We start from the raw sequence: 13322 nt of genomic DNA, 5'->3' as shown, positions 1-13322 counted from the left end.
GAACCGAGTGGTCACGCTTGGCGAGAGCTCAGCGCAGCGGTGGCAGGCCCATGCGCCGGCGTGCGCGATGCAGCGAGCCGTTGCGCACCGCCCAGCGCAGCAGCGGCACGCTGCGCTTGACGCTGGCGCGGATCAGCTGGCGCTGGATAGGACGCAGGGACAGGCCGAGCATGTCGGCCGACCATTCGGGCAGCAGGTCGATACCGGCGCGCATCATCAACACACCGAAGGGCTTGGCGAAGGAGCTCGGCGCCGGCGCATTGAGCAGCACATCGACCACTTCACGGGTGCGCTCGTCGTAGCGCAGGTGCGGGCGCATGCGCTCCAGATACTCCTCCACCGCCTGCCGCGAGCGCGGCACGTTGCGCGCGCCCAGGCGTTCGGCGACCAGGGCGATCTCGTCGTAGTAGCGATCCTGCTCGCTGCCGGGCAGGTCCGGGTTGAGGTAGCGCAGGTGCGACTTGAGGAAGCAGCTGACTTCGGCGACGTGGACCCAGGTCAGCAGTTCCGGATCGCTGGCCGCGTAGGGCGTGCCGTCGGGCAGGGTGCCGGTGACGCTCTCGTGGATGCGGATGACCCGCGCGATGAGCTTCTCGGCGTCGGCTTGCGAGCCGTAGGTGGTGGTGGAGATGAACTGGCCGGTGCGGCGCAGGCGGCCGAGCATGTCGGCGCGGAAGTTGGAGTGATCCCACACCCCACCGAGGGCGCTCGGATGCAGCATCTGCAGGAGCAGGGCGCTGATGCCGCCGATGAGCATGGAGCTGAAATCGCCATGGACCTTCCAGCAGGCGGAATCGGGGCCGAACAGGCCCGGGTCGCCCTTGGGGGATTCGAAGTCGACTCCTCCTAGGGCGAGACCGGTCAGGCTCAGGACCTGGCTTTCGATATGACGGCGAACGCTTTCCATGAACGACTTCAGGCCTCGGGCTGCAACACGGCGGTGATCGCTTTCAGCTTAATCTGCCGCCGCCTTGCTTGCAGCCCGTGACCGGATGTCGCATCAGCGGTTCAGGCGATTGTCGATCAATCCCTGGACCACGCTGGGATCGGCGAGGGTGGAGGTGTCACCGAGGTTATCCAGCTCGTCGCAGGCGATCTTGCGCAGGATGCGCCGCATGATCTTGCCCGAACGGGTCTTCGGCAGGCCTGGCGCCCACTGCAGCAGTTCGGGCTTGGCGAAGCTGCCGATTTCCTTGCTGACCAGCGCGACCAGCTCCTGCTTCAGCGCGTCGCTGGGCTCAACGCCCTTCATCGGCGTGACGAAGGCATAGATGCCCTGGCCCTTGAGGTCGTGCGGATAGCCGACCACCGCGGCTTCGGCCACGGCATCGTGCAGCACCAGGGCGCTTTCCACCTCGGCGGTGCCGATGCGGTGGCCGGAGACGTTGATCACGTCGTCGACCCGCCCGGTGATCCAGTAGTAGCCGTCTTCGTCGCGGCGTGCGCCGTCGCCGGTGAAGTAGTAGCCGGGGTAGGGCTTGAAGTAGGTGTCGATCATCCGCTGGTGGTCGCCGTAGACGCTGCGGATCTGGCTCGGCCAACTGGCCTTGATCGCCAGCACGCCGGAGCCCGGCCCCTCGATCTCGTGGCCCTTCTCGTCGAGCAGTACTGGCTGCACGCCGAAGAACGGGCGCGTGGCCGAACCGGGTTTGAGCGCGGTAGCGCCGGGCAGCGGGGTGATGAGGATGCTGCCGGTCTCGGTCTGCCACCAGGTATCGACGATCGGGCAGCGGGTCTCGCCGACCACGTGGTAGTACCACTCCCAGGCTTCCGGGTTGATCGGTTCGCCCACCGAGCCGAGCAGGCGCAGGCTGCTGCGCGAGGTCTTCTTCACCGGGCCTTCGCCTTCACGCATCAGCGCGCGGATGGCGGTGGGGGCGGTGTAGAAGATGTTCACCTGGTGCTTGTCGATCACCTGCCAGAAGCGCGAGGCGTCCGGATAGTTCGGCACGCCCTCGAACACCAGCGTGGTGGCGCCGTTGGCCAGCGGGCCGTAGACGATGTAGCTGTGCCCGGTGACCCAGCCGACGTCCGCGGTGCACCAGTAGATGTCGCCGTCGTGGTAGTCGAACACGTACTTGTGGGTCATGGCCGCGCCCAGCAGGTAGCCGCCGGTGGTGTGCAGCACGCCCTTGGGTTTGCCGGTGGAGCCGGAGGTGTAGAGGATGAACAGCGGGTCCTCGGCATCCATCGGTTCCGGCGGGCAGTCTTCGCTCACGCCGTGCAGGGCCTCGTGGTACCAGAGGTCGCGGCCCTCGACCCAGGGCACTTCACCCTGGGTGCGCTGCACGACGACCACGGTGGAAACGTTCGGGCAGTCGCCCAGGGCCTTTTCAACGTTCTGCTTGAGCGGGACGTACTTGCCGCCGCGCACGCCCTCGTCGGCGGTGATCACGACGTGGCAGTCGGAGTCGAGGATGCGGTCGCGCAGGGAGTCCGGCGAGAAGCCACCGAAGACAACCGAGTGGATGGCGCCGATGCGCGCGCAGGCCAGCATGGCGTAGGTCGCTTCGGGAATCATCGGCATGTAGATGCAGACCCGGTCGCCCTTCTCCACGCCACGGCTCTTGAGCACGTTGGCCAGGCGGCAGACATGGCTGTGCAGCTTGCGGTAGGTGATGTGCGCGGATTCGCTGGGATTGTCGCCTTCCCAGATGATGGCGACCTGGTCGCCGCGCTTCTCCAGATGGCGATCGATGCAGTTGTAGGCGACGTTGAGCTGGCCGCCCTTGAACCAACTGGCCTGGCCGCGGGCGAGGTCGCCGTGGTGCACCGAGTGCCAGGGTTTGAACCAGTCGAGGAAGACCTTGGCCTGCTCGCCCCAGAATTCATCGGGTTTCTCTACCGACTGCTGGTACATCCGCAGGTAGGCATCATTGTCGAGAAGGGCGCGCTGGCGCGTCGCTTCCGGCACGGGGTGAAGGCTGATCTCGTACATGGCGAATCCTTGTTGTTGTCGAGCCGAGATGACTCCTAAGGGTGCATCCAGGCCGTGGCGGGTTCAAGGGTAGTCCATGGTCTTTCGACTGTCCGTGGCGGCGCGGCGGTCGGGGCGCGGATATTCGAGCTGGGCGGCGACCAGCTTCGCGGTCTCCTGGTTGTAGCGCGTGGTGAGCAAATCCAGCGCCTCGTCGAGGGTTTCGCCTGCGGGCAGGGCACGGCCGGGCAGCGGGCTCAGGTCGGTTGCGGCGGAGTCCGGAAGCAGTTCCAGGCCGGCGCGGCTGATGACGGGTGCTGCGCCCGTCGTCAGGACATCCGTGCGATAGCTGCGCGCCCAGGCGTCGATGCGCAGGGCCAGGGCGATCTCGTCGATGCCCGCCTGCAGGGGAACGCCGAAGGTTTCGTGGCGCCAGAGCGCCAGGGTGTTCGTCGCCGCCGCGAGGTAACCGTCGAAGCCAAGGCTGGAGGCTTGGCCGTCGAGGCGTGGCGACCAGTCGTCAATGCCCAGTTCGCTGCCGAGAGCCTCCGCTCGGGCCCTCCCACCGATAGCTTCGACGAGCGCCAGTGACACCGGCAGCGCGGCGCTGACCCCCGAGCTGGTGACCCGCTTGCCGTCCACCACGTAACGGCGCCCGTTCTGCCAGCGCACGGCGGGGAAGTCGCGCTCACGCTGCCTCCGCGAATACCAGTGGGCGGTCGCCTGGCGCCCGTCCAGCAGGCCAGCCTGGGCGAGCACCTTGGCGCCATCGCAGATGCCGACGATGACCGCGCCTTTGGCTGCCTGGGTGGCGACGAATTGGACGAGCCCGGAATCGCCGCTGTCATGCACGGCGGGGACGATCAGGTAGTCCGCGCCTTGTGGATAACGCCGGGCGAATTCGGCGGTGGTCATCTGTGCGCGGACCCGAAGCGCCGGCATCAGGTTCAGCGGTCCTTCGTCAGTCGACAGCGCCATCACTTCGGCGATGCCCGCGCGATTCAGTACGCCGTAGGGCACCAGGAAGTCGACCAGTTCGGTCATGCGGTTCTCGCCGACCACCGCTACCAGCGGACGCGCGCCTTCGACACGTGGGTGGAAGCTCGGCATTCGTTCGTCTTCGGCGCGGGCGACTATGGCTTGAAAAAGCAGCAGTGCGGTCAGCAGCAGGATGCGCATGGTCGTTCTCCTGGAAGTGGGCCACCAGTCTGTTCGTTCCAGGGATGTCGTAAATGACACTGATAGGTGAATATCTGCCAATCCTCGTGTGAGTGCTGCTGCCATGACCGCTCCCCATTCGGTGATCCTGCTGATCTTTCCCGACTTCCAGTTGCTCGACGCAAGCGGGCCGGCGGATGTATTCGCCTCGGTCGCCGAGCATCAGCCTGGCGCAGCCTATGCGCTGCGCGCGGTATCTCCGGAAGGCGGGTTGGTGCGTTCCAGTACGGGGCTGGAGTTGATGAGCGAAGCGCTGCCGGAGCCGGCGAGCCTGGTGGGTTGCACGCTGCTGGTGGCCGGCGGCTATGGAGTACAGAAGGTGCTGGCGCAAGGGCGGCTGGCAGCCTGGCTGCGTGATGCTGCGCCGCACGTTCGCCGCTGCGGCGCCATTTGCACCGGCGCCTTCCTGCTGGCGCAGGCCGGTCTGCTGGATGGACGTCCCGTCGTTACGCACTGGCGTTACGCCGCGCTACTGCAGCGCCTGTTTCCGCGTTTGCGGGTGCTGGAAGACGCGCTCTTCGTACGAGACGAACGCTTCTATAGCTCGGCGGGTGTTACCGCTGGCATGGACCTGTGCCTGAGCCTGGTCGAAGAAGATTACGGCCGCGAGCTTTCCCTGCGGGTAGCCAAGGGGCTGGTGATGTACCTGCGCCGCCCCGGCGGACAGCGCCAGTTCAGCGCCGAGCTGTTGGCCCAGCAGGCGCCGTCGGGCGGCCTGGCAGAACGTCTGGTGGCCTGCCTGCGCGAGCACCTGCACGAGGCGCTGGATGTCGAGGAAATGGCTGCGCGAATGGCAGTTTCCTCGCGGACGCTGCATAGGCACTGCCAGTCGGCGCTAGGTGTGAGCCCGGCGAAGTTGCTGCTGCAGCTGCGTCTGGAAGCGGCGTGCCGCCTGCTGGAGGGCGACTCCGCTTCGCTCAAGCGGACGGCGGAGCGGACTGGCTTCGGCAGCGAGTACAACCTGCGCCGGGCCTTCGTCGAGACGCTGGGCGTGACGCCGAGCGAATACCGCCAGCGTTTCTGCCGCTAGAAACGACAGTGCCCACGACCTGTCGCCAGGGCGTGGGCACTCGGGTGTCGCGAGGCGCCGATCAGCCGCGGTGACGGCCGCGGAAGTAGTTGATCAGGCCCTGGGTGGAGCCGTCTTCTGCCGCCGATTCCTCGCTGCCGACCAGACGACCGTAGACCGCCTTACCGAGCTCCTTGCCCAGCTCCACGCCCCACTGGTCGAAGGCGTTGATGCCCCAGAGGATGCTCTGCACGTACACCTTGTGCTCGTACATGGCGATCAGCGCGCCCAGGCGGCGGGCGCTGATGCGCTCGAGCACCAGGGTGTTGCTCGGGCGGTTGCCCGGAATCACCTTGTGCGGCGCCAGACGCTGCACTTCGGCTTCATCCACGCCCTTGGCGCGCAGCTCGGCCTCGGCTTCTTCGCGGCTCTTGCCGACCATCATGGCCTGGCTCTGCGACAGGCAGTTGGCGTACAGCCACTGGTGGTGGTCGGCGACCGGGTTGTAGCTGGACACCGGGACGATGAAGTCCGCCGGGATCAGGTGGGTGCCCTGGTGCAGCAGTTGGTGGTAAGCGTGCTGGCCGTTGCAGCCGACGCCGCCCCAGATCACCGGGCCGGTGCCCGCCGAAACCGGGGTGCCGTCCTGGCGCACGCTCTTGCCGTTGGATTCCATGTCCAGCTGCTGCAGGTGGTCGGTGATGTTCCGCAGGTAGTAGTCGTACGGCAGGATCGCGTGGCTGCGCGCGCCCCAGAAGTCGCCGTACCAGACACCGAGCAGGCCCAGCAGAACCGGGATGTTGCGGGCGAAGGGCGCGGTCTGGAAGTGCTGGTCCATGCTGTAGGCGCCGGACAGCAGCTCCTTGAAGTTGTTGATGCCGACCGACATGGCGATCGGCAGGCCGATGGCCGACCACAGCGAGTAACGGCCGCCAACCCAGTCCCACATCGGGAAGATGTTCTCGGCGCGGATGCCGAAGGCGGTCGCCGCTTCCTTGTTGCTGGATACGGCGATGAAGTGGCGGTACAGCTCCGCCTCGGTGCCGCCCTGGGCCAAGTACCAGGCGCGTGCGGCCTGGGCGTTCTTCAGGGTTTCCAGGGTGCCGAAGGACTTCGACGAGACGATGAACAGGGTCGTCTCGGCGTTGAGCTTGGCGGTCATCTCGCGGAATTCGCTGCCGTCGATGTTCGCCAGGTAATGGCAGCGCACGCCTTTCTGGGCGAACGGCAGCAGGGCTTCGGAAACCAGCTGCGGGCCGAGGAAGGAACCACCGATGCCGATGTTCACCACGTCGGTGATCGGCTTCTCGGTGTAGCCGCGCCACAGGCCGTTGTGCACAGCGGCGACCAGTTCGGTCATCTGGTGCAGCACGCGGTGCACTTCCGGCATCACGTCGACGCCGTCCACCAGCACCTTGTCGCCGATCGGCCGGCGCAGCGCGGTGTGCAGTACCGGACGACGCTCGGAGGCGTTGATCACCTCGCCGCGGAACATCGACTGGATGGCCTCACCCAGCTGCGCCTCTTCCGCCAGTTTGACCAGCAGGTCGAGGGTGTCTTCGCGGATCAGGTTCTTCGAGAAGTCGAGGAACAGGCCGCAGGCGCTCAGCGAGAAGCGTTCGAAGCGCTTCGGATCGCTGGCGAACGCCTGGCGCATGCTGAAATGCTGCAGGTCCTTGCGGTGTTCGACGAGAGCCTGCCAGCTGCCAAGGCGAGTGGCGTCCAGCGGGGTGAGGTGGTGTTCCATGGCGTACCTTCGGCGAATGAGACGTGCGTTTGAGCGTGAAAAAGCCCGGGTGTTCCGGGCTTTCGCGATCAGGCCAGCTGGACCGGAATGGCGTTGCTGGTGTGGCTGAGCTGGTTGCCCGGAGCCATGTAGAGCATACGCGGCTTGTAGTCGACCAGTTCGGCGTCGCTGTACTGGGCGTAGGCGCAGATGATCACCCGGTCGCCGACCTTGGCCTTGTGCGCCGCGGCGCCGTTGACCGAGATCATCCGCGAACCTTCCTCGCCGCGGATAGCGTAGGTGGTGAAGCGCTCGCCGTTGTCGACGTTGTAGATCTGGATCTGTTCGTACTCGCGGATGCCGGCGAGGTCGAGCCATTCGCCGTCGATGGCGCAGGAGCCCTCGTAGTCGAGGACGGCGTGGGTGACTTCGGCACGGTGCAGCTTGGCCTTGAGCATGATGCTGTGCATGGCGGGCGCTCCTGTTGTTGTGGGGGCTTGGCGCGAACGGCGGCAGAGTATGCCCAACCGGCGATCCGCCCTCAAGCCGCGCGTGGCGCGGCCTGGGCGGGTGTTCCGGAGGGGGCTTCAGTCGAGCTGCAGGGGCAGGTTGTCGATCAGGCGGGTGGTGCCGAGGAAGGCGGCGGCGAGGATCACCAGGTGCTTGTCCTCGACGGCAGCCGGACGCAGGCTGAGGGCTTCGCGGATTTCCAGGTAATCCATGCGAAGGCCGGCGCCTTCGATCTGCTGGCGACCTGCTTCGAGCAGCGCGGCGAAATCGCGCGAACCGCCGCGCAGTTGCTCGGCGAGCTGCTTCAGGGTGCGCTGGATCACCGGCGCGATGGCGCGTTGCTCAGCGCTCAGGTAGCCGTTGCGCGAGGACAGCGCCAGGCCGTCTTCGGCACGCACGGTGGGCTCGCCGAAGATCTGCACGGGGATGTTCAGGTCGCGGACCATCTTGCGGATCACCGCGAGTTGCTGGAAATCCTTCTCGCCGAACAGCGCCATGTCCGGTTGCACCATGTTCAGCAGCTTGCAGACCACGGTGGATACGCCGTCGAAGTGCCCCGGGCGGCTGCCGCCGCAAAGGCCTTCGGAGACGCCGGGGACGCTGACTTTGGTCTGGCCGTCCATGCCGTCCGGGTACATCTCCTCGACGCCGGGGGCGAACAGCAGATGGCAGCCCGCCTCGAGCAGCTTGGCCTGGTCGGCGGCGAGGGTACGCGGGTACTTGTCCAGGTCCTCGGTCGGGCCGAACTGCAGCGGGTTGACGAAGATGCTGGCGACCACGAAGTCGGCGCGCTGCCCGGCCTTGGCCACCAGTGCGGCATGGCCGGCGTGCAGGTTGCCCATGGTCGGAACCAGGGCGATGCGCTTGCCTTCGCTGCGCGCACGGGCGATGGCCGCGCGCAGTTCGCGGACGGTCTTGACGGTGTTCATGCGGAAAATCCGTGTTCGGGACCGGGGAAGGAGGTGTCTTTTACGGCTTCGACGTAGGCGGCAAGGGCGGCCGGGATGTCCGGCTGGCCTTCCATGAAGTTGCGCACGAACTTCGGCGAGCGGCCGGTCAGCGACAGGCCGAGCATGTCGTGCAGCACCAGGACCTGGCCGTCGGTGCCGTTGCCGGCGCCGATGCCGATCACCGGGATCTTCACGGCTTCGCTGATTTCCTTGCCAAGGGCGCTGGGTACGCATTCCAGCAGCAGCATGGCGGCGCCGGCCTGCTCCAGAGCGATGGCGTCGGCGCGCAGCTGGCGTGCCTGGGCCTCCTGGCGGCCCTGAACCTTGAAACCGCCGAACAGGTTGACCGATTGCGGGGTCAGGCCCAGGTGCGCGCACACCGGCACGCCCATCTGCGCCAGGCGCACGATCGGCTCGGCGAGCCAGGCGCCGCCTTCCAGCTTGACCATGTGGGCGCCGGCCTGCATGACCTTGACCGCGTCATCCAGCAGGCGCTGCAGCGAGGTTCCGGAGGCGAAGGGCAGGTCGGTGACGATCATCGCGCCACGGTTGCCGCGTTTCACGCAGGCAGTGTGGTAGGCCATTTCCTCGACCGTGACCGGCAGCGTGCTGTCGTGTCCTTGCAGCACCATGCCGAGGGAGTCGCCGACAAGCAGCATCTCCACCCCGGCCGTACAGGCGGCGTGGGCGAAGGTGGCATCGTAGGCTGTCAGCATTGCGATCTTCTCGCCGCTCTGCTTCAGACCTTGCAGGGTGGTCAGGGTGACATCAGGCATGGAAAGGGTCCTCGTTGGGCCGGCTGGGCCGGCGCGGGGCACCTATAGTCCGGATGGGGGGAAGCGAAGTCAATCGCAGGTGTTACCGGACTGTTACGGCGTTACCGCCAACTGGAGTGACGATCAGGATAGCCGTTCGAGGCCCTGGAATGGGCAATCGGCCAGCAGTTCCGACAGGCTGCGGCCATCGGGCAGGCGCAGCTCTGGCGCGAGGTCGGCCAGCGGATAGAGCACGAAGGCGCGGGCGTGCATGTGGTAGTGCGGCACGGTAAGGCGCGGCTCGTCGAGTTGGCGCTCGCCGAACAGCAGGATGTCCAGGTCCAGGGTGCGCGGCCCCCAGCGTTCATCCTTGCGCACGCGGCCCTGTTCCAGCTCGATGGCTTGCAGGGCGTCGAGCAGCGCGAGGGGCGCAAGCTCGGTGTCCAGCGCGGCTACAGCGTTCACATAGCGCGGCTGGTCGGCCGGGCCGAGCGGGTCGCTGATGTAGAACGGCGAAACCGCCGCTACCTGGGTGGCAGGGATCTCTCGAATGGCTTCGATGGCGCTTTGCAGCTGGCGCAGGGGCTCGGACAGGTTGCTGCCCAGTCCGATGTAGACGCGCTCGCTCACTCGTTGCCAGCGCCTTCGCCGGTGCGCGGACGGCGCTTGCGGCTACCGCCACGACGGCGCTTGCGCGGGGCTGCGCCATCTTCCTGGCTGCTGGCCAGGCCGCGAATCATGCCGCGGCGCTCGCCGTCGCTGGCGTCCTGGTAATCGGTCCACCAGTCGCCCAGGCCACCGGTTTCCTCGCCGGCGCTCTCGCGCAGCAGGAGGAAGTCGTAGCCGGCGCGGAAGCGAGGGTTTTCCAGCAGCAGGTCGGCACGCTTGCCCTGACGGCGCGGCAGGCGCTCCTGCATGTCCCAGATTTCGCGGATCGGGATGGTGAAACGCTTGGGCACGGCAGTGCGCTGGCACTGCTCGCTGATCAGCTCGTGGGCGGCTTCCTGCATCGCCGGAATCGGCGGCACACCGCGATCCTGATGATGGGCCACGCGCGCCGGCAGTGCCGGCCAGAGCAGCGCGGCGAAGAGGAACGCCGGCGTTACCGGTTTGCCCTGGCGGATGCGCTCGTCGGTGTTCGCCAGTGCCTGGCGGATCAGCTTGCCGGCGTATTCCGGATCGCGGGCCAGGGCCTTCGCACTGGCCGGGAACAGCGGGGCGAACAGCTCGTACTCGACCAGCAGCTCGAAGGTGCGCTCGCCACGGCCGCTCAGGAACAGCTTGAGCACTTCGTCGAACAGTCGCGCGGAAGGAATCTCGCGCAGCATGGGCGCCAGCTTGCGGATCGGCGCGGCGCTGTGTTTCTCGATCTCGAAGTCCAGCTTGGCGGCGAAACGCGCGGCGCGGAGCATACGCACCGGGTCTTCGAGGTAACGCTGTTCGGGATCGCCGATCAGGCGGACCAAGCGATTGCGGATGTCGTGCACGCCGTGGGCGTAATCGAGGATGCGCTCGTCGCTGACGTCGAAATACAGGGCATTGATGGTGAAGTCGCGGCGCTGGGCATCGTCTTCCAGGGTGCCGTAGACGTTGTCGCGGAGGATGCGACCCGCCTCGTTGCGCGACGCCTGGTTGCTGTCACCGTCGCCTTCTTCCTGCGGATGATTGGCGCGGAAGGTGGCGACCTCGATGATCTCGCGGCCGAAATGTACGTGGACCAGTTTGAAGCGGCGGCCGATCACCCGCGCGTTGCGGAATTCCGCGCGTACCTGCTCGGGGGTGGCGCTGGTGGCGACGTCGAAGTCTTTCGGGGCGATGCCGAGCAGCTGGTCGCGCACCCCGCCGCCGACGATATAGGCCTGGTATCCCGCCCGCTGCAGGCGCTCGACCACGTTGACCGCGTTCCGGCTGAACTGTTCGCGGCGCAGCGAATGCTGGTTGCTGCCGACGATTTCCGGCGTGGTGCGGACGGTGCGCTTGAGGCGCAGGGGTGAGCGGATGGACTGGATCAGCTTTTTCAGCATGTAGGCACTATAGGGAACAGGATGATTGGATCGCGTTTCGCAACGCAGGGCGCCGCGCCGTCAGTCGGATTCGACAGGCAGCATCATGCTTGAAAAGCATGGCTGGCGGAAACAATAGGCAGCAATTCTGATGCCTTGTGCAGCCGAACGGGCACGAATTCTAGCATCGGGGGCGCGGATGGTGAACGAAAGGGGAGAGAAGAGAGCGAGGAAGCAGGGGAGAGGGAGAAGCTACTGGGGGAGCCTGAGCTCCCCCCCAAAGTAGGTGCTTTCTTTGTTCTTGTTATGGTATCGGGCTTGTTGTTTTTGTTTGTTGACCCGTCCCCCAAGGTCAATCGCCTTGGGGCGTATCCTATTCAGGACTCACAAGAGCAAACGGATTGCTTTGGTCGCTGAGTGAGCAGTGATCTTGCGATCCAACCAGTTTCGTCGCTGCCTCGGGGCAGTTTTATTGTTCTTCGACCGGTTGCGGGATCTCTCCCGACAGCTACTCTCCTCCAAAAGAATCAGTTAGCTGCGCCTCCGCGATTTTGTTTTTGTTGTGCTGGAGTCGTTACGTGTTGTTTTTGTTGTCTTGGTTTTGAGCTTGTTATTGTTGTTGTGCCAATAACAAAGCAGATGCCGTGCCAACTTTTGTAAATCCTTATTTTTCAAGCACTTACGAGATTCACTCCCTTCTGGTGAGGCACAAAAAAGCCGGGTTCCCGTTACCGATGAACCCGGCTTTTGTTACGCGCCATGTCGGCGGTAACAGCTGTGCGTGTATCAGGAGTCGGCGGACGCACCCGATTTGCGGCGCGGGATGCCCAGACGCTGGCGACGTTCCCACAGGCATTTGCGGCTGATACCCAGCTTGCGGGCCAGCTCGGTCTCGGTCATGTGGTCCTGGTGCTCGAGCACGAAGTGCTGGAAGTAGTCCTCCAGCGACAGGTCTTCCGTGGGCTCGTGGGTGTTGCTCGCCACACTGCTGGAGCGGCTGTCCAGCTCGTCTGCCAGATCGTCCTCCAGGTCGTCCAGCTCGATGTCGATGCCCAGCAGGTCGGCCGGGATCTCCTGGCCTTCGCTGAGGATGACCGCACGCTCGATAGCATTCTCCAGTTCACGCACGTTGCCCGGCCACGGGTAGTGGCGGATCGCCTGTTCGGCCTCGTGGGAGAAGCTCAGCGGCGCGCGCCCCATCTGGGAGCACTGACGCGCCAGGAAGGCGCGGGCGATTTCCATGACGTCCGCCCCGCGCTCGCGCAGCGGCGGCAGGCGCAGCGAGATGACGTGCAGGCGGTAATAGAGGTCTTCGCGGAACTGCCCGGTCTTGGCCAGGGTCTTGAGGTCGCGGTGGGTAGCGGCGATCAGGCGCACGTCGACCTTCTGCGATTGCACCGAGCCGACCCGGCGAATCTCGCCTTCCTGCAGCACACGCAGCAGGCGGGCCTGGGCTTCCAGCGGCAGTTCGCCGATCTCATCGAGGAACAGGGTGCCGCCGTCCGCAGCTTCTACCAGGCCGGCGCGGCCGGCGCTGGCGCCAGTGAATGCGCCTTTCTCGTGGCCGAAGAGTTCGGATTCGATCAGGGTTTCCGGAATCGCTGCGCAGTTCACCGAGATCAGCGGCGCCTTGGTGCGCTTGGATAGATTGTGCAGTGCGCGCGCCACCAGCTCTTTACCGGTACCGGACTCGCCTTGGATGAGCACGTTGGAGTCGGTGGGGGCGACCTTGCGAATCTTGGTGTAGAGCTCCTGCATGGGCGGGCAGGAGCCGATGATGCCGATTTCGCCTTCAGCCGGTGCGGCGTTACCGTTACCGCGCTCGGGTGCGGCCTTGCCGTTACCGCGGGTTTCGCCTGCGGTGCTGCGGCCTTCCTGGCGATCCTTGAGGATGCGTGCCACGGCCTGGAGCATCTCGTCGTGGTCGAAGGGTTTGGCGATGTAGTCAACCGCGCCCATCTTCATCGAGTCGACTGCCGAGCGCAGGCTGGCGTAGCTGGTCATGATCAGCACCGGGATGCCCTGGGCCAGCTTGATCAGCTCGGTGCCGGGCGCGCCGGGCAGGCGCAGGTCGCTGACGATCATGTCGAAGGAAGGAATGCTGTAGCGCTCTTGCGCTTCCTGTACCGAGCCAGCTTCGCTGACCTGGTACTGGTTCCGTTCGAGCAGCCGTCGCAGGGCCGAACGGATGATGGTTTCGTCTTCGACGATGAGGATATGTGCCATGTATTCAG

At 65.7% G+C, this 13322-nt stretch carries 11 protein-coding genes; 1 reads left to right on the top strand and 10 read right to left on the bottom strand.

From position 1 onward, the window contains the following. Nucleotides 1-28: 28 nt before the first annotated feature. From PKB_RS24390 to PKB_RS24380, 3 genes are all read right to left on the bottom strand, one after another. Nucleotides 29-907: an oxygenase MpaB family protein gene (locus tag PKB_RS24390; protein WP_043255282.1), complete on the bottom strand. Its 879-nt coding sequence runs from the start codon at nucleotides 905-907 to the stop codon at nucleotides 29-31. A 93-nt stretch (nucleotides 908-1000) separates the two neighbouring features. Next, nucleotides 1001-2938: an acetate--CoA ligase gene (gene acs / locus PKB_RS24385; protein ID WP_043255280.1), complete on the bottom strand. Its 1938-nt coding sequence runs from the start codon at nucleotides 2936-2938 to the stop codon at nucleotides 1001-1003. 63 nt (nucleotides 2939-3001) lie between these two features. After that, the gene (locus PKB_RS24380) at nucleotides 3002-4096 is read right to left on the bottom strand and encodes a DJ-1/PfpI family protein (RefSeq protein ID WP_052355371.1); all 1095 of its coding nucleotides are present in this window, start codon (nucleotides 4094-4096) and stop codon (nucleotides 3002-3004) included. Between the two features lie 103 nt (nucleotides 4097-4199). On the opposite strand from PKB_RS24380, the gene PKB_RS24375 reads away from it, so the two are divergent. Then, nucleotides 4200-5165, top strand: a complete 966-nt coding sequence (locus PKB_RS24375) for a GlxA family transcriptional regulator (RefSeq protein ID WP_043255276.1) — start codon at nucleotides 4200-4202, stop codon at nucleotides 5163-5165. Between the two features lie 61 nt (nucleotides 5166-5226). Here the strand turns inward: PKB_RS24375 and pgi are convergent, their stop codons facing one another. The 7 genes from pgi to PKB_RS24340 form a co-directional block, all read right to left on the bottom strand. After that, on the bottom strand, nucleotides 5227-6891 hold the full coding sequence (gene pgi, locus PKB_RS24370; protein WP_043255274.1) for a glucose-6-phosphate isomerase: 1665 nt from the start codon (nucleotides 6889-6891) through the stop codon (nucleotides 5227-5229). Between the two features lie 68 nt (nucleotides 6892-6959). Beyond that, the gene (gene panD / locus PKB_RS24365) at nucleotides 6960-7340 is read right to left on the bottom strand and encodes an aspartate 1-decarboxylase (RefSeq protein ID WP_043255272.1); all 381 of its coding nucleotides are present in this window, start codon (nucleotides 7338-7340) and stop codon (nucleotides 6960-6962) included. Nucleotides 7341-7457: 117 nt separating this feature from the next. After that, a complete protein-coding gene (panC, locus tag PKB_RS24360; protein WP_043255270.1) occupies nucleotides 7458-8309 on the bottom strand; it encodes a pantoate--beta-alanine ligase in 852 nt (283 codons plus the stop codon). Further along, complete coding sequence (gene panB, locus PKB_RS24355; RefSeq protein ID WP_043255267.1) at nucleotides 8306-9106, bottom strand: 3-methyl-2-oxobutanoate hydroxymethyltransferase; 801 nt, start codon at nucleotides 9104-9106, stop codon at nucleotides 8306-8308. The genes panC and panB overlap by 4 nt, the downstream gene beginning before the upstream one ends. 123 nt (nucleotides 9107-9229) lie before the next feature. Then, a complete protein-coding gene (gene folK, locus PKB_RS24350) occupies nucleotides 9230-9715 on the bottom strand; it encodes a 2-amino-4-hydroxy-6-hydroxymethyldihydropteridine diphosphokinase (RefSeq protein ID WP_043255265.1) in 486 nt (161 codons plus the stop codon). Beyond that, on the bottom strand, nucleotides 9712-11109 hold the full coding sequence (locus PKB_RS24345) for a polynucleotide adenylyltransferase PcnB (protein ID WP_043255263.1): 1398 nt from the start codon (nucleotides 11107-11109) through the stop codon (nucleotides 9712-9714). Before PKB_RS24345 ends, folK begins: the two co-directional genes overlap by 4 nt. 765 nt (nucleotides 11110-11874) lie before the next feature. Next, complete coding sequence (locus tag PKB_RS24340; protein ID WP_043255261.1) at nucleotides 11875-13314, bottom strand: sigma-54-dependent transcriptional regulator; 1440 nt, start codon at nucleotides 13312-13314, stop codon at nucleotides 11875-11877. Between the last annotated feature and the right edge of the window lie 8 nt (nucleotides 13315-13322).

The organism is Pseudomonas knackmussii B13 (assembly GCF_000689415.1).
Lineage (GTDB): Bacteria > Pseudomonadota > Gammaproteobacteria > Pseudomonadales > Pseudomonadaceae > Pseudomonas > Pseudomonas knackmussii.
The sequence above is the reverse complement of the archived record's forward strand: the minus strand, read 5'-3'. Positions and strand labels throughout refer to the sequence as shown.